The organism is Bacteroides faecalis, assembly GCF_003865075.1.
Classification (GTDB): domain Bacteria; phylum Bacteroidota; class Bacteroidia; order Bacteroidales; family Bacteroidaceae; genus Bacteroides; species Bacteroides faecalis.
Map to the genome: position 1 here is coordinate 37702 of NZ_BHWB01000002.1, position 22928 is coordinate 60629.

25 protein-coding genes and 1 pseudogene are annotated in these 22928 nt (G+C 50.3%); 5 read left to right on the forward strand and 21 right to left on the reverse strand.

All coding sequences use genetic code 11. The features are described 5' to 3' along the window. Window positions 1-4: 4 nt before the first annotated feature. Complete coding sequence (locus tag EJF25_RS02880; RefSeq protein ID WP_125039962.1) at window positions 5-787, reverse strand: DUF4099 domain-containing protein; 783 nt, start codon at window positions 785-787, stop codon at window positions 5-7. A gap of 82 nt (window positions 788-869) precedes the next feature. Between EJF25_RS02880 and EJF25_RS02885 the strand changes: the two are divergent. The 5 genes and pseudogenes from EJF25_RS02885 (at window position 870) to EJF25_RS02905 (ending at window position 3862) form a co-directional block, all read left to right on the forward strand. Beyond that, window positions 870-1486, forward strand: a pseudogene (locus tag EJF25_RS02885) (glucosaminidase domain-containing protein). Between the two features lie 81 nt (window positions 1487-1567). Beyond that, window positions 1568-1915, forward strand: coding sequence for a TIGR04076 family protein (locus tag EJF25_RS02890; protein ID WP_125039963.1), 348 nt, complete (start codon window positions 1568-1570; stop codon window positions 1913-1915). A gap of 15 nt (window positions 1916-1930) precedes the next feature. Continuing rightward, window positions 1931-2635, forward strand: a complete 705-nt coding sequence (locus EJF25_RS02895) for a DUF5714 domain-containing protein (RefSeq protein WP_125039964.1) — start codon at window positions 1931-1933, stop codon at window positions 2633-2635. Continuing rightward, window positions 2632-3048, forward strand: coding sequence for an arsenate reductase ArsC (locus EJF25_RS02900; RefSeq protein WP_125039965.1), 417 nt, complete (start codon window positions 2632-2634; stop codon window positions 3046-3048). Before EJF25_RS02895 ends, EJF25_RS02900 begins: the two co-directional genes overlap by 4 nt. Before the next feature lie 61 nt (window positions 3049-3109). Next, complete coding sequence (locus tag EJF25_RS02905) at window positions 3110-3862, forward strand: inositol monophosphatase family protein (protein ID WP_125039966.1); 753 nt, start codon at window positions 3110-3112, stop codon at window positions 3860-3862. Window positions 3863-3947: 85 nt separating this feature from the next. Here EJF25_RS02905 and EJF25_RS02910 read toward each other — a convergent pair whose 3' ends face one another. From EJF25_RS02910 to EJF25_RS03005, 20 genes are all read right to left on the reverse strand, one after another. Then, entirely contained in the window at window positions 3948-4628 is a 681-nt protein-coding gene (locus EJF25_RS02910) for a TraX family protein (protein ID WP_125039967.1), read from the reverse strand. 6 nt (window positions 4629-4634) lie between these two features. Then, window positions 4635-6971, reverse strand: coding sequence for a type IV secretory system conjugative DNA transfer family protein (locus tag EJF25_RS02915; RefSeq protein ID WP_125039968.1), 2337 nt, complete (start codon window positions 6969-6971; stop codon window positions 4635-4637). A 16-nt stretch (window positions 6972-6987) separates the two neighbouring features. Then, window positions 6988-7452, reverse strand: coding sequence for a hypothetical protein (locus EJF25_RS02920; protein ID WP_125039969.1), 465 nt, complete (start codon window positions 7450-7452; stop codon window positions 6988-6990). Then, on the reverse strand, window positions 7449-8336 hold the full coding sequence (traN, locus tag EJF25_RS02925; RefSeq protein ID WP_125039970.1) for a conjugative transposon protein TraN: 888 nt from the start codon (window positions 8334-8336) through the stop codon (window positions 7449-7451). The genes EJF25_RS02920 and traN overlap by 4 nt, the downstream gene beginning before the upstream one ends. Before the next feature lie 96 nt (window positions 8337-8432). Continuing rightward, a complete protein-coding gene (locus EJF25_RS02930) occupies window positions 8433-9638 on the reverse strand; it encodes a conjugative transposon protein TraM (protein WP_125039971.1) in 1206 nt (401 codons plus the stop codon). Then, window positions 9625-10149 carry a hypothetical protein gene (locus EJF25_RS02935; protein ID WP_125039972.1) on the reverse strand — a complete coding sequence of 175 codons (525 nt, stop codon included), beginning with the start codon at window positions 10147-10149 and terminating at the stop codon, window positions 9625-9627. The genes EJF25_RS02930 and EJF25_RS02935 overlap by 14 nt, the downstream gene beginning before the upstream one ends. Window positions 10150-10162: 13 nt before the next feature. After that, window positions 10163-10759, reverse strand: coding sequence for a conjugative transposon protein TraK (gene traK / locus EJF25_RS02940; protein ID WP_125039973.1), 597 nt, complete (start codon window positions 10757-10759; stop codon window positions 10163-10165). Between the two features lie 19 nt (window positions 10760-10778). Next, window positions 10779-11906 (reverse strand): TraJ family protein, encoded by a 1128-nt coding sequence (locus EJF25_RS02945; protein WP_125039974.1) that lies wholly within the window; start codon window positions 11904-11906, stop codon window positions 10779-10781. Window positions 11907-11929: 23 nt separating this feature from the next. Further along, window positions 11930-12616, reverse strand: coding sequence for a DUF5045 domain-containing protein (locus EJF25_RS02950; RefSeq protein WP_125040353.1), 687 nt, complete (start codon window positions 12614-12616; stop codon window positions 11930-11932). Further along, window positions 12606-13262 carry a hypothetical protein gene (locus EJF25_RS02955; RefSeq protein WP_200832869.1) on the reverse strand — a complete coding sequence of 219 codons (657 nt, stop codon included), beginning with the start codon at window positions 13260-13262 and terminating at the stop codon, window positions 12606-12608. The genes EJF25_RS02950 and EJF25_RS02955 overlap by 11 nt, the downstream gene beginning before the upstream one ends. Window positions 13263-13340: 78 nt before the next feature. Next, entirely contained in the window at window positions 13341-14078 is a 738-nt protein-coding gene (locus EJF25_RS02960) for a hypothetical protein (protein WP_125039976.1), read from the reverse strand. Continuing rightward, the gene (locus EJF25_RS02965; RefSeq protein WP_125039977.1) at window positions 14072-16906 is read right to left on the reverse strand and encodes a TraG family conjugative transposon ATPase; all 2835 of its coding nucleotides are present in this window, start codon (window positions 16904-16906) and stop codon (window positions 14072-14074) included. Before EJF25_RS02965 ends, EJF25_RS02960 begins: the two co-directional genes overlap by 7 nt. A gap of 15 nt (window positions 16907-16921) precedes the next feature. Next, window positions 16922-17212 (reverse strand): DUF4133 domain-containing protein, encoded by a 291-nt coding sequence (locus tag EJF25_RS02970; protein ID WP_125039978.1) that lies wholly within the window; start codon window positions 17210-17212, stop codon window positions 16922-16924. 49 nt (window positions 17213-17261) lie between these two features. Next, a complete protein-coding gene (locus EJF25_RS02975) occupies window positions 17262-17618 on the reverse strand; it encodes a DUF4134 domain-containing protein (RefSeq protein WP_125039979.1) in 357 nt (118 codons plus the stop codon). Between the two features lie 78 nt (window positions 17619-17696). Next, window positions 17697-18137: a hypothetical protein gene (locus EJF25_RS02980; RefSeq protein WP_125039980.1), complete on the reverse strand. Its 441-nt coding sequence runs from the start codon at window positions 18135-18137 to the stop codon at window positions 17697-17699. Between the two features lie 7 nt (window positions 18138-18144). Beyond that, window positions 18145-18735 carry a MarR family transcriptional regulator gene (locus tag EJF25_RS02985; protein ID WP_200832858.1) on the reverse strand — a complete coding sequence of 197 codons (591 nt, stop codon included), beginning with the start codon at window positions 18733-18735 and terminating at the stop codon, window positions 18145-18147. Window positions 18736-18737: 2 nt separating this feature from the next. Beyond that, the gene (locus EJF25_RS02990; RefSeq protein ID WP_125039981.1) at window positions 18738-19124 is read right to left on the reverse strand and encodes a hypothetical protein; all 387 of its coding nucleotides are present in this window, start codon (window positions 19122-19124) and stop codon (window positions 18738-18740) included. A gap of 26 nt (window positions 19125-19150) precedes the next feature. Then, window positions 19151-19936: a ParA family protein gene (locus tag EJF25_RS02995; RefSeq protein WP_125039982.1), complete on the reverse strand. Its 786-nt coding sequence runs from the start codon at window positions 19934-19936 to the stop codon at window positions 19151-19153. A 217-nt stretch (window positions 19937-20153) separates the two neighbouring features. Beyond that, window positions 20154-21716: a relaxase/mobilization nuclease domain-containing protein gene (locus EJF25_RS03000; protein WP_125039983.1), complete on the reverse strand. Its 1563-nt coding sequence runs from the start codon at window positions 21714-21716 to the stop codon at window positions 20154-20156. Window positions 21717-21801: 85 nt separating this feature from the next. Continuing rightward, the gene (locus EJF25_RS03005; RefSeq protein WP_125039984.1) at window positions 21802-22191 is read right to left on the reverse strand and encodes a plasmid mobilization protein; all 390 of its coding nucleotides are present in this window, start codon (window positions 22189-22191) and stop codon (window positions 21802-21804) included. Window positions 22192-22928 lie beyond the last annotated feature (737 nt).

Genomic DNA, 22928 nt, shown 5'->3' on the forward strand with positions numbered 1-22928 from the left:
GGATTTAGAGTTTGATGCCTTTGGATTGGTTCTCCTTGGGTGGATTGAAATTCAGGGCGCGTTCGTGCGACTGCCTGTCAACCACCTTCTGGTATTCCCAGCGGTTCTTGTCCGTCATCACCAGCCCTAAATACTCCGGGTGCTGTTCATCGTAACAGAGCTTTTGCTGGCGTTCCCATTCTTTCAGGTCGCCTTGTATCACCTTGAAACCTTGCGGTTCCTTCAAGTCCACACCGACAGACACTTTCTCGCCGCTCACGTTCAGCTCAACGGGCTTGCCCTCGCGTACCTGCTGCTTCTGCTGCGTACCTAACTCGATGTCGTTCACCTTCTCCATGTCTTTGAGTTTCTGCTCTAACCGGACTTCCGTCACTCTGCGGTGGATGACCGATTTGGTTTCCGGGTCGAGTTGCAGATACTGCCGTGTCTTCTCGCCGTCCACTTCCACCGCCTTTTGTACGACCTCGCCTTTGCCCAGCCTTTCCGCTTCCTGCTCAGTCAGATGCAGGACTTTGTTGCGTCCGGCTTCGAGCGTGGCACGGACGGGATAGGCAATGAGTGCCGGGACACCGTTCTTGTCGGTGGTCATCTGCAATTTGAGCGGTAACGTGATCACGTCACCGTTTCGGGCACTGAGCGACACCTGCATGAGAGGGGTCACTTCCCCGGAAAGCAGCCTCTCTTTTACCTCCTGCGGCAGACTGTCGGCCTTTTCACGCTCAATGCCCAATACTGCCAGTTTCTCGTAGGGCAGCAATTCGGGATGATTTCTGTTGTCTGATTCCATACTGCGATATTTTGCTGTTAATTTTGCGGTCATAACCGCTTGGACGCAACAAAAGTATTTGCAGTAACACTCTGAAAAAGAAATGCGCAACACAATTCTGACAGCATTAGCCGTAATGCTTCTGCCGTTATCGGCTTCCGCACAGTTCTATACAATTACAAAAGGTTCGGATTTTAATCCGATTCGGTTGGAAGTGTGATTAAAAGTCCTGATAATAAGGAAGAAGTAAAGTATCTTGAAGAAAAGAAAAATGTGAAAGACACCATCGTATCTTTGGCAGAGGTTCAAAGTAGAAACGGGCGGAATATCCGAAATGGTGACCAAAGCACGTCCCTAAGAACTGCAAGACGAGAACCTGAAAGGAATCTGCCGGAACTGACCATACCGAATCTTTATGAGGAGATAAAGCGTAATGGCATCCGGCATCCTAAAATCGTACTGGCACAAGCCATCCTCGAAACCGGCTGGTTCCGGTCGCCGTTGTGCCGTGACAGACACAACCTCTTCGGCTTGACAAATCCTAAGACAGGCAAATACTTTGAATTTGACCACTGGACGGAAAGTGTACGGGCTTACTATACCGAAGTTCAGTACAAATACAAGGGTGGAAATTACCTGTTATGGCTCAAAGAAATCGGCTATGCGGAAGATCCGGGATATATTCAGGCGGTAAATCGTATTTTATGCGAATACTTATAGGTCATATTGAAAAAAAAGCTATTTCCAATTCAATTTTAAGTGAAACAGCCTACCTTTGTATATACATTATAAGTATTGAAAATGAAAAGAGTAAAGATAACTGTACTGAGGAAGACATTCAATGCCGACCTCGTGAAAGAATATGGAGCGGAAGGACTGACCGCGTGTCCGATGCTTCGGGAAGGACAGGTATTCTATGCGGACTATTCCAAACCGGAAGGTATGTGCGATGAAGCATGGAAAGTCATATATCAGTATGTATTTGCCTTGGCACATGGCGCGGATAAGCAGGTGTTTTATTATGGCGACTGGATTCGCAAGCCCGGTGTAGCCATTTGCAGTTGCAATGATGGACTTCGTCCTGTGATTTTCAAATTGGAGGCAACGGACGAGGAAAGTAAAATTGATTATGAACCTGTCAAGGAATAGGATAAATACAAGACGATGAAAGAAGAATGCTTGATATGCCAAGCTCCGCTGGAGTATTTGGAAAGAGAAGTCTTGATGGAATGTGAACTTTGCCACCGGCAGGAGATGAGTAAGACACGTTGCATCAACAGGCACTATATTTGCAATGAATGCCACACGCAAGGGTTGGACTCTGTGGTAGGACATTGCATGAAAGAAACTTCACAAAACCCTGTTGAAATTCTGGAACGGATGATGGATATGCCTTTCTGCCATATGCACGGGCCGGAACATCATACGTTGGTAGGCGTTGCCTTATTGACTGCTTATCATAATGCCGGAGGAAAGATTGAATTGCTTTCAGCTCTGAAGGAGATGCTAGCCAGAGGGCGGAAAGTTCCCGGTGGCGCTTGCGGCTTTTGGGGCAGCTGCGGAGCAGCCATCAGCACAGGAATGTTCATGTCTATTATTTCCGGTGCCACACCGCTTGCTGGGGAAGTATGGGGACGTGCCAATCTGATGACCTCTAAAGCCCTGCAAAGTATTGGTGAGGTAGGCGGTCCGCGTTGTTGCAAGCGTAACTCCTACTTGGCCATTCAAGCAGCTGTGCAATATGTAGCCGAAACACAAGGCTTCGTGATGCAAGCAAGTCCGATTGTTTGTAATAGATCTGCCAAGAACAATCAATGTATCGGAAACCGTTGCCCTTTTCATCCATCTCACAAAGTCAGTCAATCATGAGAATACTTATACTATGCACTGGAAACAGATGCCGTAGCCAAATGGCGCAAGGAATATTGAAGCAACTGCAACCTTCGTTTGAAGTCCATTCCGCAGGAGTGCGTCCTGCCTCCGAAATCCATCCATTGGCTGTTCAAGTGATGCACGAAATAGGTATTGACATCAGCGGTCATTATCCCAAACAAGTTGACCATTATCTGAATGAATCATGGGACTATGTGATAACTGTATGCGGAGGAGCACGTGAAACCTGCCCGATATTCAACGGAGAAGTAAAACATAAATTGCACATCGGCTTTGACGACCCGGATGCCTTTGTCGGGACTCAGGAAGAAATTATTTCGGAATTTCGTAGAGTGCGTGATGAAATTCGTGAAAAATTACAGAAGTTCATCCAAAAATTGGATGAATAATTCAGAATAAAGAAGAAGTCCTCTTCAAACATCAAGAATCAAAAAAAACGAGAGATTAATCATGGAAATACAGCAAATTATTGATTTGGTCAAAGAAACCAAGGGAATTATTACAAATAGAAAAATGGCAGCCCATGTGCAAGAGAAAGGGGTGGCTGACTACGTTACGCAAGTAGACGTGGCTGTTCAGAACTTTCTGAAAGAAGCATTATACCGACTTGCACCCGACATCCAATTTCTCGGAGAGGAAACCGGTTTGCAGCAGATGAATGCCGAAAGATATTGGATTCTTGACCCTGTGGACGGCACGACCAACCTTATACACGATTATCATCATAGCGTAGTTTCGCTGGCTCTTTGTTGTCAAAATGAGATTGTCTTAGGTATAGTCTACAACCCGTATCACGATGAACTTTTCTCTGCTGTCAAAGGAGAAGGAAGCTTCTTGAATGGAAAATCCATACAAGTATCTTCTGCCCAAACGCTTTCGGAAACCATCATCGGTATTGGTACTGCCAAGAGAGAATTGGCAAAAGACAATTTTGAGCGATTCCTCAAGGTCTATGAGCATTCACAAGACATTCGAAGACTGGGTTCGGCAGCATTGGAATTAGCCTACACGGCTTGTGGCCGACAGGGTGGGTATTTTGAGGTATATCTGAACCCGTGGGATTATGCAGCCGGGATGCTTTTGGTACAAGAAGCAGGTGGAAAAGTGACTGATTGGAATGGAAATCCGCTTAATCCCAGCCAAGGGAATCAAGTAATCGGAACTAATGAAAAAGTCCATCAGGAACTCCTCAAATTATTATGAATAATCGGGCTGAATTGTTCACTACAAGCCATAATAAAGTCAGAGCATAGCATCTATAGTAATGGATAAAGGATTTTCTACGGAATTATGCAAGAATCGCTATTACAAATAGGTGTATCGGATAAAACGCATAAAAACCGTACTTAGCCACATTGCCCTGTACAAAGCCTCTTGTCCCATCATACAAGAAGATAACTATACAGGAAAGTATTGTGCCTACTATTCCATAGTACATCATCAGCGGAAAGGTATAGCCTAATTGCACCAGCCTGTTGAAAACAAGAGAGTTCCTTTCTGATACTCCTAATAAATAGAATATCACAATCATCAGAATTCCCCGCCATTCATAGTCCACACCCGACCACGAGGCGAAGAAAGCAATCGAAAGGATGACAGCCCCACAAAGGATGCCATCCTTTTTTAATGCCTCAGAAGCAGCTAAAGCCATTGCTCCCAATACCAAAGTGAACATCACATTATGCGTACCATCCGCACCATTGAGCAAGTACCAAGGCACTTCACTTATCACGGCAAAACCCAACAGAAGCAAAAAGTATCTCATGCGGTTTCGGGTATGACGAAAGCCTTCCGCCATCAGAAAGGCAAACACCGGATAAGCGATTCGTCCGAAGCAGCGCATGGCTTCGTAAATCATTGTGTCGTGTTCCATCAGGTAGTAGGCACAATGGTCTGACACCATCGAAATAACGGCTATGACCTTTAATGCGCTGCCGCTCAATGTTGGGATGGGAATGAAATTTCTCATAGGCATTTAACTCATACCAAGCAGTTCCTTGACCATACTTTCCACTTCATCGTTCACCCGTTTGAAGTTGCGGTTCAACATGATTTCCTTTTCCCGTTCATTCTTGAACTCATAGATTTTAGGGAGAGGTACATAGTGGTCTTCCTCTTCCTTAATCTTCTTCATATCGAAGTGCGTCTTGCAGAAATACTTCGTGGTCTTGAACTCCTCCGACTGCTCGATGTCAAAGTGGTTGAGCATCCTCTCATCCGTAGCCGTGAAGTCACGTGCCGCCTGACCTGCCAGCCATCCGGTCGCCATATCCGCTATCTTGGCCGCCGGAACAAGGTAGTCCATCTTCTCGGATATGGTGGTCGATACCTTCTGGTCATTGATGGAGATGGAGCGTGAGGTCTGCTTTGCCTTGCCGAACACGTCATTCTGTGCCCATTCCAACGTTTCCTTGTTGCGTGCCGCACCCATGAAAATGTTACCGCAGGTCGTGATAATCTTCTGCATACCCACCTTGCCATAGTCCGCCTCCAACTGGGGCAGTTCCTGAAAGCCGAGTGTCACGGCTACCTTGTTCGAGCGTGCCGTACCAATCAGACGGTCAATCTTATGGAAGTAGAGCGTAGGAAGCTCGTCCACGATGATGCTTACCGGGATATTGCCCTTGGAATTGACTCTTGTGATAAGGCGGTTAAGCACGAGTGCATTCAATGAACCTATGACCTGTTCTTTCTCCGGGTCGTTGGCTATCACCAGATAACTCGGATGTGCCTTGTCGGAAATCTTCAGGTCGAAGTCATCCCCCGTAAACACCCAATAGGCTTCGGGAGATACCAGCCGGGCAGCGTTCACGCGAAGCGTACCCACCATGCCTTCCAGCTGGTCGTTCGCCTTGTTCTCGTAGGCACTCTTGAACGGAGCCATCAGCGAGGCTATCTTGTCGTCCTGCATCAGTATGTTAAAGACTTGGTCATAAGACCTGCCGAGGAACGACAGCACATGGGGCATATCGGAATACTCGCCCGTAATGGTGTCCGGCTCCACTTCATTGCCATGCCCGTCCTCGTACCAACAGCGGCCAATCCTTACCTCATTGCCGGTCCGGTCTTTGTAGGAAAAACCGTTCAGGTCCACAAACATCCTGTCCTCGTCCGTGGATACATCGTTGCCCTTTTCATCCACGAAATCCAGCACCACGCCGCCGTTCTCGTCAACGGCATTGAAATCGTCCCAGTTCCTGATGACAATCTCGTACTTGTTTCCCTTTCCGTCCTTTCCTTTCGGGCCTTTCTCCAATGAGATATAGCGTTTCAGTTTCTTTCCGTCCTTAAAGCCGACCGGATGGAAGTTCACGAAGAAATAGATGATTGCCGCCAGAAAGTTCTCTGCCGAGTTGGTGAAGAACGCTTCCGAACCGCCTTTTTTCTCACCGCCACCCTTGTTCAGGGAAGCCAGCAAGGTGGCTGCCGTTTCCGATGCCGCCGCCAAGTCGGGAATGTATTTCCGCTGTATCGGATTGATGCGGTCGGAATATTCCACATCCGTAAAGTTGATGGTACGGAAACCGCAGTTTTCGGGCAACCTGCCTGCCTTCTTATTCTTGCAATATTGATAGAAAAGAGTTTTGGCAAGTGTGGGGTATTTGAAATCGTAGCACATCATGGCAAACCCCTTGGCTGCGTGCTGACGGATGAACGGGTCAATGATGCCGAATGACTTGCCCGAACCGGGCGTACCCAATACAATCGTGCCACGGAAGGGGTTGATGATGTTAATCCAGCCCTTGTGCATCTTCCGTTTCCAGTAGTAAATCATCGGAATGTTCACCGAATAGTCGTTACCCACCAGCGTTTCTGACTGTTGGAACGATTCGTTCTCGAAGTTGAAACGGTCGTCACCCACCTTGTAGTTGTAATACTTGGCGATGCCGTCCAGTCCCTGATGCACCAGCATGGTGCCCGCCACGGAACAGACGGCATAGAGGATGCGGTTGGCAGGGAAGCCCATCCAGCTGAAACCGAAGTCCATGCCGTGGAAGATGAAGCACAGGCCGATCAGCATCAATCCTGCCAATATCGGATAGACAACCATCGACTTCACGTTGAACTTCAAAGCCTTTTTCGCCTTTGTGCCGATGCAGACCACACAGATACAGACCAGTTCCGTCAGTTTGCTGCCTGACACGGAGCTGAACACCTTGAACCGTCCCAACAAGTCCAGAATGAACTGCGTGATGCGGTTGTCCGCCGTGACGGGCAGGTTCATGACAATCTCGATGATGAGAAAGATATAGATGCAGCTGCGGAAGTAGTTATACATCTGTTGCTGCTCGCGGGTTTCCTCGAATGCCATAAGTCACCTGGTGTTATTAGAATGGTACTTTGATTCCTAACAGCAGTCCGTTACGGAACGTATCTCCATGCAGGAAATTCACGTTATTCTTCTGGATAATCGCAAACTCCCAGCCGTTACGGAACACATAGCTGTATTCAAGTCCGGCTTCCAGCCCGAAGAAGAACTCCTTCCGTACCGCTCCGAACTGCGGGCCGAAGCGGAAACGCAGCATCCCATTCTTATAGCGGACAAGGCGGTGCTTGTACAAGATGCCGCCATCCCAATAATGACCTTTCCAGAAGTCCGGCTTCTGCCAGTGGTTCCCGACTTCTCCGAAAACCTCCACGGCATTGCCGTAAGAGAGCGGATACTCATAGCCGACGGTTGCGTTCAACGTGGAGGGGAACAGAAAGCCTGCATTGACGGTCAGCTTGCCGCCCTGTGCGGATACGGCCAGCGACGCAAACGCACACAATAGGATAAACAGATACTTCTTCATGGCTTCGGGGTATAATCAATGTAATAATAGGGATAGTAGGATGTACCTTTTAGAATATCCGAATCAAAGCCGTCGGCATTGAGGATGTCCTCATACTCGATGGTCAGTACAATCACACGACCGCTGATCTGGTTCTCGGAAATTTCCAGCCGAAGCACTTTCTCGTCGGGGAAGGTCAGTTTGGGAAGTACCAGCACGTTGCGGTAGTCCTTCTTGAACTTCCTGACGTGGTTCAGCGTATAGACGGGTGTCAGCTCGATGGTCTGCGAGTTGGTCGCCTTGGTTTCCTTCTTGTCCGTCAGTTTCACCCGAAGTTCCTCGATGTCGTAAGGAATCTTCGTCTTGTTCCGCAACGAGTAGTCAATGAAGAAATAGTCGCCGACAGCGTAGATGTTATTGACAACGGCTCTCATGCCGTGCGCATTGGAAACAATCTGGTTGAACTTGCGACCGCTTCCGTAGATAGCCCACGCATAACGTGCCATTTCCGACATGGACATGGAAACCTCCGGGTTGATGTAGGATTCGGTATGGCTGTACGGCACTTCAAAGATGGTGGCCGCCTTACCGGAACATTGCGTATAGATGATGTCGTACTGGGCGATGTGCCGTTCACCGATAAGGGTCAGCGTGCCCAACAGCTCATTGTCTTTGTAACCGCCGGCTTGTACGGAATCATTCTCTTGGAACGGCTTGATGCGGACAATGTTGTCGGTACACTGGTTGCCGATAATCTTCGGTGTGGAAATATCCACCATCTTGATGTGCTCCGGCATGACGATGTGGGTCGTAACCTCCTTGTTCACATAAATCCTCTCGTTGGCGGAAGCATGAACTCCGATACCGATAACACAGAGAAGGAGTAATAATAATTTTGCTTTCATATTGGGGTAATATTTATGATTTACTTATTTGTGTACTTTGCTACTTGTAATCTTGTTTACCTTGTGACAAGTAATAAAGTTTTACCTGTTTCCATTCTACCGTGCATCATCCGAGTTGATCAGATAAACGATGGTGTTGTACTTGATTTTCGCCTTGTTCTTTTTGATGCCGGATGAAATGGCGGAAGTGGCAGAGTTATACATATTCTGCAAGGCCTGCAGGGCGATGGCCTCTCCCGAAATGCCCGAACCGTAGCCGTCCTCCGATTCAAAGCTGATATTCTGCTGCACCGTACTGGCACTTGCGTCCTTCACGAAATCACGGAAAGAGGATTCGGGTACATAGAAACCCTCCATGCCGTCATTGTCGAATACGGAGAGCTTCACCTTGATGAACTTGTCCCCTACGAGAATGCTGGTGATGGTCGCCCGTACACGCTGCTGCCCGAAACCCGACACCGTGCCATAGAGGTAAGTGCCTTTCCTGAGTCTGGTTCCGCTCACCGTCACGTCATCCAGCAGTTTGAAGCGAAGCCGTGTGCCCTCCTTTGCCTTGGTCGTTTCATCTATCATCGCCCGGATCAGTTTGGCTTCCACCGCTTCATCGGAGGCGGTTACCGTGTGGAACTTATCCGCATGGGTGTCGGAAGATTTGACAACCAGATTCGGGCGGTTACGTTCCGCTTCCTCCTTGTGCACCTTGGCAATGGAATCGGCACGCTGCCTTTTGGCGGCTTCCTCCGCTTCGGAGTTTCCGAAACCAAGTCCGCTCTCAATGGCTTTCTGCCTTTCAAAACTGCGCCGCTGGATTTCTTCAAGGTCGCGGGCGAAGTCATCCTGTGAGGAGTAACCGGATTCTCTTCCTGCTCCGGTGTCCGAAGCGCCATTCCCGTAGGCATAGGAATTGATGTGCTTCTTGGATTCCGCCAAGGAGCGTTCAAGCTCTTCCATTTCCTCCTGCTGGCGGATCCGCTCGGCTTCGGCGGCATCGAGCCGGTTCAGTTCCTCCTCGCTGTAGCCGTGCCCGACATCTTCCTTGTCCTTTTCTTCCTCGCCGATGGCACCCACGGCGGTAAAGGCATCCTCGTCCCCGAACCTCCGGGACATCTCATACATCTTGTCCCCGGCTTCCTCGGCGTTGGCCTGTGGCAGTTCCGTATTGATGCGGTCGGTGGCTACGGCCTGTTCCGTTTCTTTGCCGACACCGAAAGTCTGCATCACGAAATACACCAAGGCGCAAAGCGGTACGAACACGACCAACGGGAAGATGTACTTGGGTTGTTTGAAATCAATTTTCATCATTATCGTTGTTTTTAAGTGAATTTACTATCCGTTCCAATTGCCCGTAGCTTCGGACGATTCTCATGGAATCCACCTTCGTCTTCTTCGGGATGGCTATCAGTGAGTCCAGTTCCTTCCGAAGTGCCTGCCCTTTACCGGCCAGTTCCAGCAGGGTTTGCCGATGGATGTCCTTATTGGCCTGTATGGTACGGAAACCGTCAAAGAGCGGTTCCATATGGGTTATGGTGCTAACGGCCGGTTCGTTTAATTCGTTTAATTCGCCGAATCGGTCTGTCCGGTTGGCTTTTGCCATATCCAAAGCGATGTTTCCGGCTAACAGGAACAGCAGTGAGCCTGCCACACAAGCGAATGTGCGCTTGGGATGCTTTCCCGCCCAACGGTTGGCCAGACGTATTTTTGCAGGCAGTCTGTATCTGATACCGACCGCTCCCAACTTAGGTTGCAGCCATGAACGAATCAACAGGTGCGTTTTAAGCCTATGATTACGAAGTTCTTTTATGAATGATTTCATGTCGTCTCTCTTTTTAGTATGCCAGATCCTTGTTCTCAATCGTTCGCCAGTTCGTGATCATCAGACCGTGGGGATTGTTTCTCGTTCTTGGTACGGATTCGATAAACCCGGTCGTGACCATCGAACGCTTCAAGTCCCTCGTCCTACGCTTGATAAGCTGCGTGCCGTAATAGGTGAACTTCCGTTCCCGCTCGTCAAACTGAATGGAGTCGCACATGATGGTGCATACGGCAGACGAGGAAATGATGTCCGAATAAAATCCGTTCTCGTCCAACGCCTGTTTCTGCTTGAGGGCGGTACCGTCCGCCATATACATCGCCTTTCCGACCGTCCACTTGATATAGTCATTGTCGGGCGGCAGGTTGAAGAAATAATGGTGGAAGAGCTGGATGTGCGCCTTCGCCTCCATCGTGAAGTCCGCCTCCAGCCGGGCACGCTCTGCGAGGAAGGGAATATCCCCGTCCAGTATGTATATCTGTTCCCGTTCCTTGGTGACCAGTGAGAGGCAACACCACACGGTAAAGCCGCAGATGATTACACAACCGCCTATGGTTGCAAGTACCGTCATCATGGCAAGTTTCGTTTTCTGTGCTAAGGATTCTATAAGCATATACTTGATGTTTGAAGTTTTACTTTACAAGGGATTTGCCCATCGTGCCTGCCGCACCGATTGTGGAACCGACCGCGCTTCCGGCCATCGAGCCTGCCGTGGTCGTGATGCCCATTGCCGTCGAGCCTGCCGCCGTTGCCGCTCCGGAGCTTACACCGCCGGGAATCAGCCATGAGGCCACTTCGGGGACGAAGCGGATGATGTATGCGCCGACCAGCATCCCCATCGCATACATGCAGTTCGAGCCGATGCCCTGCAGGCCGAGTGCCCCGATTTGCGACCACGAATTGACCGAACCGTGCAGCAGGTGGTTGTATGCCACCAGGTCCTGTTGCAGGTTATATAGGAGAATAAAGTCGATATAGTACATGCACATATAGGTGACAAAACCCCATAACGAGAGGGAAAGGTATTTCGACATCCACTGGCTCCAGGCCGAGTTCCACGGCGGCGCAAGCGAGAGGGCGAACATGATGGGACAGAATATCATCAGGATGGCCATGAAGATACGCTGTGCCACAAGGATGCCGTAATAGGACATCTGGAAGATGAGTTCGCCCACAAAGCGAATGACATCGTTGATCCACTCGCTCACTTTGGTTTCCGTGGCCACCGCCGCACGCTGGGCGTAATTGTTGATGGTGCTGCCCAGGTTCTCCACATTGTATATCAGCTTGTCCCACCATGCGGCATCCTGGCCGATGGCCGCCACCTGTTTGGCGGTAGCGATGGAATCCTGCACCGTCCTGAGCCGGTCAAGGTACTCGCTCTGTTTCTGCGCCACCTTCAACTCGAATGCGGCGACTTCCTTGTTCTTGGACTGCGCCATCGCCTTGGTGGCGGACTCCAGTCCCTTGCCGGGCACCTGCAATGCCTCGCAGATCCATGACGAGGAGGAGATGCAGATGGATATGCCGATGATGCGCAGGAGTTTCATCACGTCCATGCCGCGCCGTCCGAGCATCATCATCCAGCACTCGTAAGAGCCTACACACAGGGCGAGGCACAATCCGATGACCCGTGCCAAAGCGACCGCATCACCCAATACCGCCACATTGGGAAAGGTTTCCATAGCGACGAGTAGCTTGTCAAGGCTCTCGTCGATGGCGGGCAGTCCGATTGTCAAAAGTGTACACAGTAAGTTCATATTGAAAATGTATTGGTTCGTCTCTAATAATGCGTGGCGGCAAGCGCACACAACCGGGCGGTACGGCTGACCAGTTCCTCCATTCTCGACTTGGCATCCTCGTAGGCCTGCTGCCGTTTGGCATTTTCCAGCCCGTAGCCGACACCGGTCTTGTGGATATAGGCGATGTCCGCGCACAGGACTTCGTTCTGCCTGCTCAGCTCGTCCACCTGATATTTGAGCTTGCCGTCACTTTTCTTCATGCAGTAGAGCAGCCCTTCCGTAATGCAGTCCTGCATCCGGTTGAACTCGTCCTTGTATGCCGGATAGGTCAAGTCCACGTTGCGGTCGGCTTCCCGTACCAGTTCCTCCTTGTACAGCTCCTTGATGTATTTCCGTTCCTCTTCCACCTTCTTCACTTTCTGCCGCTGGGTTTCCTCCGCCGTCACGCGGACAGGCATGATTCGCTTGATGTTGGATTTCTGTTCTTTGAAGCGCACCCTGAAGCCGGACTTGAAACCCGCCCACTTCCAGTACATTTCCGCGCCGGAGTATTTCTTGTGCAGGAAGTAATAGTACCAGTCGGGCGCGAAGTCCCAAGGACCGTTCTCCATCGACTGCCACTGCCGGGCTTTCTCCTTGTCACGGGTCGGACGCTGGGCATCGGCATCAGTGGTGTAGCTCAACAGTGCTACGCACAGCAAGCTGAGAAGTATTGTTCTATATCGCATATCCTTCATTCCATTTGTTGATTACTTTGTTGGCTATCTCGTCCTTTACCTGCGAGTTGAGTATTTCCCAGATGTAATCCGGTTTCCATCCGCAACGGGTAATCAGATAGCAGTACAGGTTCGCATTGTCTATGATGTAGCGTGCCTTGTCTATCGTGCTTTTCAGCGTCATCACCAGATTCAGCTTCTCGTCCATCGAAGCCTTCATCAGGTTGATGCCGGATGCCGCCACGGACGCATAGAGTTTGTAACAATGCTTTACCTCCCGTGCTATGGCGGCATTGGCATCCGCATAGTACCATGCCACGAACGGCTTGTCCGATACATACTTAAAGGTCTGACTTGTGAAGTCCTTGTAGTCCCTGACGAGTTGGTAGAGCGAGTTGGCGGTGGAGGAGATTGCTCCTGCCAGCACCAGATACGAATGGGCATTATCCATTTTCGTATTCAGGGTGGTTCTCACGTCATTGAACCTGTTCGCGCCCTTTGCCACAAGCGACTGCTCGCCGAAACTCATCGCCACCCGTTGCAGTGCCCCGTCTTCATCCTTCTTGATAGCCTTATGAAGTGCAATCAATGCCTCAATGGTTGGCAGGTCTTTGGGAATGATAATGCCGGCTGATGTCTTGACGGGCATTGCCAGCATCAATATCCAGACTATCGAAGCCACTTTTATTTTCCATTGTTTCCATTGTATCATGCCTGCGCAAATTTTGAAGTGATTCTAATTGGATGCCACCAGTCCGTTCCAGTCCCTGACCAGACCGCCGACTTGGTTCTGCATCGTTACCACATTTGCCCAACCTTCCGGGTCGATGGCAAAGAAAAGGTCGTTGGCTGTGGCGTACTGTGCCATCAGCATCATGCCCTCCACCTTGTAGCGGATTTCCATAAGGTCGGTGTAAATCCGGTTGGCCAGCGTCAGCCTTTCATAGCGGTCAAGAAGGTTGTAGCCGTCATCCTTTTTTTCGGCGGTGGCTTGGCCTTTGAGCGGATTCTGCACCTTGGCATTGTTCACGATGTTTACGAAATTGCCCACCAGCTGTTGGGTTTCGGCTACCAGCCCGCCCAGTTCCGTCAGGCAGTAGAGCTTGTGGGTGAACTTCGCCTTGTTTACCGTCTTGACCAGTTCGGGCACGTCTTTAAGGATGTCGAAAGCGCAACTGCCAATCTCCTTATAATACAGGCTCTCCGTCCCGAAACCCGACACGTTCTCCATGCTCAGCTTGTAGAGTTCCTTGATGGTCGCCATACTGACGGTGTAGAGTTCCACCTTCTGCTTCTTGGAGGCGATGGAATCCAGCTGCCGGTTGTGTCCGTCCTCAATCAATTTCTGGGAAGCGGTATTGGCAGCCACCACCTTGATACAGTTCTTGTCGATGACGATGCGCCATCCGGCAAATGTCGGGACGGATGCGGTTAAGAACAGCACGACTGTTAGGATGTATTGTAATTTTACCATAGAGACATTACTTTTTTATGTTCGTTGACTTTACGGGCAAATTCCAGATACTTGGGACTGCCTGCCTTGCGGCGATCTGCCTCCAGTTGCGTGATGGCTTCCTGCATGGTGCCGTAATGTGCAAGATAGAGCTTCAACGCCTCCTTTTCCGTGCGCTCGGTGGTATAGGCCCAATAGCATTCGGGGGCTTCCTCCACACCGAACACGTCGGAATGTTGCCCACGGCATATCCACACCTCCTTGAAGTAACTGCGTCCCTCATGGTTGTTCAAAGCGTTGATGGTAAAGATTTGCTGCCGCTGGATGGGGGTCAGCCCCAAGATGGAGGCAATCCGGTCGTACCTGTCCTTGAACTTCGTCTGGTCGAGCAGGATTTTCACATCGGAGTTGTTGATGATGGCTTCCTTTACAATGGGCGAGTCTATCACATCGTTGAGTTCCTGCGTGACCACTCCAGCTATCCCGTGGAACTTGCGGACGGTCTTGTACAAATATTTTACATACTCTGCCATAGTGGGTGAGGCAATCGCTTTCCACGCTTCCTCGATTATCAGGGCCTTGCGTCCTTTCTTGATGCGCATCTTTTGCAGGAACACGTCCATGATAATCAGCACCACGATAGGGAAAAGCACGGCATCATCCTTTATCTTGTCGATTTCGAAGACGATGAACCGCTCGTCGAAGAGGCTCACGTCCAGATCCGAGTTCAGGGTATCTTCCAGTTCGCCGCCACGGTAGAACTGTTTCAGGATGGCCGCAAATTCACGGATGTTGAAACTGATTTTTTCAAGAGCCGTGATTTGCGGAATCCGTTCCAGCGCGAACTCGTAATAGGAGTTGAAGGACAGTTCCTTGACCTTCATCCTGCGCCTCTGTTCTTCCAAGCGGGTTATCCTCTTGTCTATCTTTATCAGCAGCGAGTTGTCAAAAAGCTCCTTCTTGTACTTCTCGATGATAATCAGGGCATGTTCCTTTTCCCCCTTGCTGGAAGCCCCGTCATGTGCGAGGGCGAGCAGGGAACGGCACTGCCGCAGCAGCTTTCTCCGGCGTGCCTCGGCTGGCAGAAGCAGGCCGCGCTCCTCCGGGTTTTCTTCCGGCTGGGGTTCGTGTATCTGCCGCTCGATGTCCTCCATGCTTTGTTCGAGCTTGGCGGCATCCTCTTCCATCTTGAAGTCCATGAGCAGTTTAAGCCGCAGGTCCTCGCGTTCCTTGTCACTGAACCTCGTGAACGGATGGAAATAGGCTTCGTAGTATTCCACGATGGTCTGGTTGATGAGCATATCCTCAATCTTGTCCGGGAACTCGTTGCCTTTGAATATCAGGAATATCAGCGATTTGAGGAAGTTCTTCTTCTCTCCGAAGTTCTGCTCATACTCCTCCTTGGTCACTTTGAACGGGTTCATGGAGATGGGCTTCTCCTTGGAATAGGAGATGTAAGTGCCCTTGTAATAGTTACAGATTCCCTCGTAGGAATCACCTGTATCTACCATCACCACATCGGTTTGCTGTTCCAGCAACTGCCGGACGACACTATTCATGTGGAAGCTCTTGCCGCTGCCGCTTGGCCCGATGCAGAAAAAATTGGCGTTGTCTGTCATCTTGACCTTGCCCTCTTTCCCGGTGATGTCGATACATACCGGCAAGCCCTGTCGGTCGGTATAAAACGTAGTCAGCGGTGTGTCCTCGGATGTCTTCATGTGTTCCTTGAAGAAGAAGCACAGGGCGGCATCGGAGAGCGTGAGGAAAAGGTCATAGTCCGGGTTGAAGGCATAGGCATTGCCGGGGAAACTGTCCGTGAAAAGCTCCAACTGGTTATAGGCGGTACGGGAGGGCATGATGCCGCACTCGTACAGTTTGGTTTCCAGAAAGGATGTCACAGTAGTTACCTTGTCCGGCGGACAGCTTACCAGAATGTTGAAGTTACTGTATACCAAGAGGGTGCTGTCAACGGCAAGGCGGTTCAATACCTCCTCGATGTCCGCCAGGGCTATCTTGTTGCTCGGGTCGGGCATGGAACTGTGCCGTTTGGCCTTGCCTTGCAGCTTGCGGAGCAGTTTCCGCTGCCCGGGTATCTGCACGACCTGATTGTACACCACGCAGTCGGCATGGGGCACTTGGGTCAGGAAGGACAGCAGGTCGGTGGCGATGCCGTAGCCGTTGAGGTTCATCTGCGTGTACGGCTTGACCAGTGTGGGCAGGTTTATCTCGTCTATATCCACCAGCGGATAGGAGCGTATGACGCGATTTCCGGTCTTCAGGTATTCGTCCGATGCCTTGAAGTTGGTCATCGAGAACGGGCCGTTCCGAAAACGGAACGCCATGAAGCGGTGGCAATATTCGTTGACCTCTTCCTTGGTGAGCCTGCGGTGGCTGATGTGTTTCTCCCGGAGGATGTCGTCCACCTTGTTTACTTTTACATGAAAGTCCAGCCATTTCTTGGGGTCGTACTGCACGAACTGGCTGCGCTGTGCCTCCTGTGTGATGACGAGGTAGGTGCGTATCTCCGTGAACTCCCTTCCCTCAAAGTAACGAAAGTAGCTTTTGGTCAGGAACTCCGCGTCTTCCGGTACATCATGGTGATAAGCCTGCTTGCAAAGGATGTCCTGCTTCTGCAAGGCATATCCCTCGCCGAGAGTCTGTACCACACCCGAAAGCACGTCCTGAAAGTGCTGGTACTGTTCCGCGTCCGTACAGAGCTGCTGCACGGGGTTGGTCATCTCGAAGATGACCGACGGCTCGCCCTTGGCGGAGAAAAGGACGACATGGCCGTCCGTTTCCTCCAGCTGGGCATACAGTCCGTCAAATACTCTTTTCTTGCTATGTGCCATAATATTTTATCGTTGTCAGGAGTTTCGTTTCAGGTTCTTGTAAATAAAGATTCCCTTTTCCCGCCGCTTGTTATGAAGTCCGCCACGCTGCTTGATGTAGATGATGACCAGACCGACGACTGCCGTCACCAGCATGGCGATGAACCCGGCGAGCTTCCCCAAGGCTATGGAGAACAGGATGAAGCCGATAAACGACACACCGATGGCTGCCGCCGCCAACGTGAGGAAACGGCCACGGATACCCATGAACTCCAGCGGTTTCTGCAATCCTTTGAAAACGGGATAACCCTTCTGATCCATCGCCATGACTGTGATTTGTTTTTGACAGATTCGTATAACGGACTTATATGGTCCTTTACTTGAAGAAAAGCGGCAAAGCCTCTGATAATGCAATAAATGCGATACATCCTCCGATGGTCAGCATGATGGTCTTCTTGACATCCTGATCACCGTTGGTCATCTTGAAGTAAACATTGAACGCACCTACCAGGACGATGACGGCCGCGATGGCTTTCATCAGGTTGGAAACGGGTTCCTGATAGGAACTGATTTCCTGCGTGGCCTTGGTGAAGCCTGCTGCGCCCTTGCTGCCGGCCATTGCCTGAGCGGCTGAGAGCGTGAGGGCGACGGCGGCCACCGCCGTCTTGTGGGCAAGTCTTGAACCTGTGATGCGCTTTGCCGCACCTTGTAATTTCTTTTTCAACTGTTGCATATTGCTGAACGTGTTTATGGATTCTATCGCCAAAGGAACAGAGGTCGCCAAAGGAACGGTGGGTTTCACCGGAAAGCCCTATGATAATCTTGCGTTCTCACAGGTGAAGATGAGCGTTCCCAAATCGCAGGTGCCGGTTTCCGCCAGCTTTTCCACCTCCGCAAAGAGGTCTTCCACAAGGATGCCGTCGGTCATGATGGCTTCCCGATAGCCGGGACGGTGGAATGGCTTTTCGGATTCAGGCTGTTGTTCCTGCCCGTCATCAGTCGCTTCATTGGATTTTTCATTCTCCGGTGCTTTCTCGCTTTCAGAGGTATCCTGCTGCCGGGTTTCATCCCTGCTTACCCGTTTGGGCTTGAAGGACTGCGCTTCATCCGAGATGTCAATCTCCTCCTCGTTGTGGTTATCCAGCTCTGCCGCCTGCGCTGCCTTGGCTTTCTGTATGTCAAGGACGATGAGCACCGCATAATAGATAAGGAGTGCCACAAACAGGAGGAATACGATTTGTCCGTACTGCATGGTATAGTCAGATTGTTGCTGTTAATAATGATACTTCGTCTTCCGGCAGGGGAAGGAAGCGCAAGCCGAGTTTGACACCCCGCTGTTCCAGATGCTCCCTGCGTATCAGGCTGACGGTATAGTACAGGATATTGCGTTCCCGTCCCACGATATAACCGATGCCTTTCATCCGTGAGCGGAGCCTTACCCTTGCCCGGTTGGAAACCACCTTGATGCGTGTCATGGGGTCAAGGCCGAATATCACGCGCCGTCTTTCTCTTCGTATCAGTTCGCCCCGGATGCGGGACGACACCTTTCCGATTTCTTTCTTGGTACGTTTCAGTCCTAACTTGGTCGCGATACGGCTGACACTCGTCTTGGTGATGCCGAGTTCCCTGCCCATCTCCGAGAAGGACTTCTCCTGAAAATGGCTGCGGATGTGTTCGGCACGGACCAGCCATTTGGACTTGGCAATCTTGATGATGCCCAGCTCACGGGCTTTGTTCTTTACGGCCGTTTCGCTCATGCCGAGGATTCCGGCGGTGTATGCCGTGGTTTCCACCGGGTAGAGTTCGGACAGTACGGCGATCATCCGCTCGTTCCATTTTTCCTTTCCCATAATCAGCCCTCCTTGAAATTCATGAACAGGGACTTCTTCTCCCGGCGGTATTTGGCAAGTTGTGGCAGGAACGCCTCAAAGAAGGCACGGACGATGGCGTTCACTAAATCGGAACGGCATCGGTTATGGATGTCGCAGTCGTCCAGCGAATCGGCAAGGTCGCGGTCCAGTTTGCAGACCAGCCGGTCTTCCTTGTTCTCGCGTGTGTCCTCCGTTTCAAGATAGGTAAGGAAGTTCTCCCAACATTTGTCGATGCCGTCCGGCAGGGAAGTGGAAGCACCTGCTATGGTTTCCGCATGGTCTGCTTCCTGAGCTTCAGCATTCAGGACGAGGTCGCTGTCATTGATGCCTTTCATCAGGTCATCTATTTCCGGAATTTCTTTTGTCATTGCGCTATGGATATTGATGTTACTGATTATTGTTGATTCTGGTTGCCTTCACCTGTTGTTTCAGGTTTGCACTTATCGCTCTTTTTGGTAAGCTGTATGCCTGACAGTACAGGTTCACGGATGGGATTTGCCGTGTCGAAGATACTGACGTAGATTCTCTCAAATACCGGAGCGATGATACCAGCCTGCATATCAAGGGCGGCCATTGTGCTGAAACGCTCCATGTCGGCACGCTTGGGTATCTTGGCGGTGACGTGGCCATAATTGGAGAAGGTTTCCCTTGCATTGTCCCAAATGACCAGTTCGGAGCGTTTGCCGACCCTGCCGTCATTCAGGTTGGGGACGATGAAGAGCTGGGCTTTCATCCGTTCGCCCACGGCTTTCCGAAGTCTGTCGATGAACATGAGGAAAGCGGCGGTGGACGGGATGGTCACCAGATCGTAGTGGAAGGGTACGACTATGATGTCCGAGTTCACGAACATGGGAACCAGTCCGTCCGCTTTCAGGCTTCCTGGCGAATCCACCAGCACCACATCAATGCTCGGCTCGTTATGCAGCTTCTCCATGAGGGAGGTCATCACTTTCTTGTCCCCGGCTTCGTAGGCCAGCACATCATAGGGGGCGAACTCTTCTCCGTATTTCCTGATGTCCGCCTTGCGGCACTTGATGATGGAGTGCTGGAAATCGCAGTCGATGACCACGACACGCACGCCCTTTGTCACCAGATAGTTGGCAAAGGTTACGCAGAGTGTCGTCTTGCCGACTCCTCCTTTCTGATTGGCGAATGTCACGATGACCGGTGTCTGTATCATATACGTGCGATGATTGATTGCGCTTCAAAATTATCAACCGATGCACTTGAAAAACGAAATGCGCAACACTTATATGCCTGTGGTAGCTGTAACCTGCACGTTTGATGCGTAAAATGCCGGGCTATTTGGGTTCATACAGACAGAAAAGGTTACGATACAAAGTCCACGAAGGAACTTCATACCGTAACCTTTCTCCTGCTTATGGGATGATGGAGTATTATCTTTTCAAGGAGCGTCCGTCATCAATCTCGTCATAGTTGCCTTTCTGTCCGACTTCCCATTCACGTTTCTCGCTGTGGCTGCCTTCTCCGTTGTCACGGAGTTTGACAAGCCGGGTGAATGGCTTGCCTGATTGGCTGTGGCCGGGCTGTCTGGCAGGTTGCTGTCTGTTTGGCTTGCGTTTCAGTCTTTCAAGGTCAAAACCCTCTTCGGTCAGGTTGATAATGATATGTTCCTTGAAGTTGACGGCATAGGTGGCATTATCGTCCTGACGGATGGTGAAGCCTTCCTCAAAGAGTTTCGATTTGACAGAACCGGCGGCTTCATCATCGAAGATTTCATGTAGACGGTTGACTGTATTTGTATGTGAAAATGGATGCTCAGGAGTGAGATCTACAAGGTCGGGGCGGTTTACCTTGAATATCTTGCAGAGCATATTCCGTTCCGCTTCGGTGGCCGGACGGAACATTTCCACCCATGCGATGCGGTTGTTGCGGTCGATGGCTTCCGCCATGAACGGTTTCAACGGTCGGGACTGACCATCGAAATAGACGACACCTTTCTTTATATAGGCGCGCTGTTTGCGCAGCTTGCCGTAAATCTCTCCTTGGGTAATCTTGGGGTTGAGCGTGAGCAGGCGGTCTATGAAGTCCTCGATGCGGTCAAGACGCTCTTCGGGGGTGGAGAAGTCCAGAAGTTCCTCCACTGCCCATATCCTTGCCCCGTGGAGTACAGTCTTGTTCTTGTGGTCAACCAGCATATAGCCGTACACCGCATCCTTTCTGCCGAAGAATACAAGGTCGATGCCGAATTTGTTTTTCATCTCTTTCCTTAAATCCTCCTTGTCGGTGCTTATATCCCTGTACTTTTTGAGGATGCTCCGAAGTTGTCGCCTGCGTGCTCTGTCCGTATTGCCCTTCCTATATAAAGCCTCAATGTCGGAAAGTGGGAGTTTGCACTGTACCTTTCCGCCATGCTTGACGAACACCGTGCCGTCTTTCTGATAGACTTCATAGCCCATTGAAACCATCACCGCCTTGAACTGGGCGAAGGATGCGAAAGAATATTCTTTGGCGGCTTGTATATCAAGGTCGGTCTTTTCCTTGCGGTTGTTTCCGAGTATGCGGTCTATGACCTCCTGCGAGCGTCTGCGCTCATGGTCGTGCGCAATCTTGCGTCCGTCGGGGGCAATCCGCGAGGTGACGATATGCAGGTGTGTATTGTCAGTATCGTAGTGGGAATAGACAAGCAAGGGTTGTCCGGGTTCTGCATATCCCATTTCCTTGAGATATTGGTGGGCGAACTCCAGCATCTCGGCTTCCGACTTCTCGTGTCCCTTGCAGGAGATGGCTACATGGAACTGGGCCTTTCGGATGCGGTTGTTCTGTGAGGTGTATTCCTGAAGATACCTGACCAGTTCATCGGGAGTAGGTTTCCCGAACGTGCCGAGTGCCCCGAAATTCTGGATTTCGAGTAAGCGGGCTACGCCTTTCGATACTTTCCGTTCGTTGTAACCGATGGCATGGAAGTTCGAGCTTCCGGGTAATATGGTGGCTATCATTCTTACTTTTGGCTTATCTGTGAATGTCTGTATTGTGTTGCTTTGGTTTCGAGAACCCGGTCATTGCGATTATTCATGCGATTATTCAGACCTTGACGGCTTTTTGGGTGACTTCTTCAAGTCCCTTCTTTATCGCGTCCAATGTGCTTTTGGTTTCAAGGATGGCCGGCAGCAAGACTTCACGGATATAGCTTGGAGGCAGCAGTCCTGCCGCCGCAAGTTCATTGGTCCGTTTGACCGACTGGTTCAGGTTGCCGCCTATATGGGAAAGCTCGTTATGATATTTCCGGTAGAACTCACCGAGTGCCTGAATGAGTTTGAGCTTCTGCCTCACATTGACATTGGAATGTTCATTTACGGCTGAAAGTATATATTGGCTGATAGACTGTTTCGCAGATTTTGCCTTTTCCTTGAAAATATCGGCTTCTTCCGGGGTGAGCCGTAACTGGAATACTTTGGTCTTCTGTCTCATCATATTGTGATATTTTGATAAACGGGTTTCCCGGAACTTCTTTCGCAGGGCGAAACAGCAGCATTGCCGCCCCGATGCGCAGCAGTCGGCAAGTCACCTTTGCAGGACAAAACGGAGTTTTGTAATGACAAAGGTACAACTTGCCTGACAAATCCTGCAACGCAGTTCGATGTCCTCCCGGGGTCATTCTCGCACCAAAATTACCGAAGAATGCGCCTTGCGGAGAAATGCGCAACAGAATTGTAGGTTTCCATCCGGAAGTCCCGGAACACGGATAATCCGATATGACGGATAACCCGGTTATCGGAAATCAGGATACTTTATCTCCGGTAGTTCGGATGATTTGTCTGTAGTACTATGACAGCTCGTGTATCGGTTTATCGGAAATTTGACTTGACAGGGCAATTAATCCGTCATGGTTGGATAAATTATGCAGACGGATACGTACAGCCATGATTAGGGTGTCAAGCGATATAAGAAATAAAGGTCGAAATGACTGAATGTTCCAAGTTTGGCGGTATGTTGAAGCTGTTGTCGGGAGTTTGAGTAATCAGGACATCAAGGGAAATGAAGAGTTCGGTATCAGTATCAGGCAATGGACTGTTTACTGAAAAATGTGTTTTGAAATGACTTGCGGACTTTGATAAATGGGTTGTTTTTATGATAGCCCCACGGTTTCCCATATCCGAATATTTCTGTTTCTTCGGCTATTCATTTTCTTATGTTTTCCTTTTTAATTC

Coding starts and splice junctions, on each gene's coding strand:
- EJF25_RS02880 (WP_125039962.1), bottom strand. CDS start 787: ATGGAATCAGACAACAGAAATCATCCCGAATTGCTGCCCTACGAGAAA.
- EJF25_RS02890 (WP_125039963.1), top strand. CDS start 1,568: ATGAAAAGAGTAAAGATAACTGTACTGAGGAAGACATTCAATGCCGAC.
- EJF25_RS02895 (WP_125039964.1), top strand. CDS start 1,931: ATGAAAGAAGAATGCTTGATATGCCAAGCTCCGCTGGAGTATTTGGAA.
- EJF25_RS02900 (WP_125039965.1), top strand. CDS start 2,632: ATGAGAATACTTATACTATGCACTGGAAACAGATGCCGTAGCCAAATG.
- EJF25_RS02905 (WP_125039966.1), top strand. CDS start 3,110: ATGGAAATACAGCAAATTATTGATTTGGTCAAAGAAACCAAGGGAATT.
- EJF25_RS02910 (WP_125039967.1), bottom strand. CDS start 4,628: ATGAGAAATTTCATTCCCATCCCAACATTGAGCGGCAGCGCATTAAAG.
- EJF25_RS02915 (WP_125039968.1), bottom strand. CDS start 6,971: ATGGCATTCGAGGAAACCCGCGAGCAGCAACAGATGTATAACTACTTC.
- EJF25_RS02920 (WP_125039969.1), bottom strand. CDS start 7,452: ATGAAGAAGTATCTGTTTATCCTATTGTGTGCGTTTGCGTCGCTGGCC.
- traN (WP_125039970.1), bottom strand. CDS start 8,336: ATGAAAGCAAAATTATTATTACTCCTTCTCTGTGTTATCGGTATCGGA.
- EJF25_RS02930 (WP_125039971.1), bottom strand. CDS start 9,638: ATGATGAAAATTGATTTCAAACAACCCAAGTACATCTTCCCGTTGGTC.
- EJF25_RS02935 (WP_125039972.1), bottom strand. CDS start 10,149: ATGAAATCATTCATAAAAGAACTTCGTAATCATAGGCTTAAAACGCAC.
- traK (WP_125039973.1), bottom strand. CDS start 10,759: ATGCTTATAGAATCCTTAGCACAGAAAACGAAACTTGCCATGATGACG.
- EJF25_RS02945 (WP_125039974.1), bottom strand. CDS start 11,906: ATGAACTTACTGTGTACACTTTTGACAATCGGACTGCCCGCCATCGAC.
- EJF25_RS02950 (WP_125040353.1), bottom strand. CDS start 12,616: ATGCGATATAGAACAATACTTCTCAGCTTGCTGTGCGTAGCACTGTTG.
- EJF25_RS02955 (WP_200832869.1), bottom strand. CDS start 13,262: ATGCTGGCAATGCCCGTCAAGACATCAGCCGGCATTATCATTCCCAAA.
- EJF25_RS02960 (WP_125039976.1), bottom strand. CDS start 14,078: ATGGTAAAATTACAATACATCCTAACAGTCGTGCTGTTCTTAACCGCA.
- EJF25_RS02965 (WP_125039977.1), bottom strand. CDS start 16,906: ATGGCACATAGCAAGAAAAGAGTATTTGACGGACTGTATGCCCAGCTG.
- EJF25_RS02970 (WP_125039978.1), bottom strand. CDS start 17,212: ATGGCGATGGATCAGAAGGGTTATCCCGTTTTCAAAGGATTGCAGAAA.
- EJF25_RS02975 (WP_125039979.1), bottom strand. CDS start 17,618: ATGCAACAGTTGAAAAAGAAATTACAAGGTGCGGCAAAGCGCATCACA.
- EJF25_RS02980 (WP_125039980.1), bottom strand. CDS start 18,137: ATGCAGTACGGACAAATCGTATTCCTCCTGTTTGTGGCACTCCTTATC.
- EJF25_RS02985 (WP_200832858.1), bottom strand. CDS start 18,735: ATGGGAAAGGAAAAATGGAACGAGCGGATGATCGCCGTACTGTCCGAA.
- EJF25_RS02990 (WP_125039981.1), bottom strand. CDS start 19,124: ATGACAAAAGAAATTCCGGAAATAGATGACCTGATGAAAGGCATCAAT.
- EJF25_RS02995 (WP_125039982.1), bottom strand. CDS start 19,936: ATGATACAGACACCGGTCATCGTGACATTCGCCAATCAGAAAGGAGGA.
- EJF25_RS03000 (WP_125039983.1), bottom strand. CDS start 21,716: ATGATAGCCACCATATTACCCGGAAGCTCGAACTTCCATGCCATCGGT.
- EJF25_RS03005 (WP_125039984.1), bottom strand. CDS start 22,191: ATGATGAGACAGAAGACCAAAGTATTCCAGTTACGGCTCACCCCGGAA.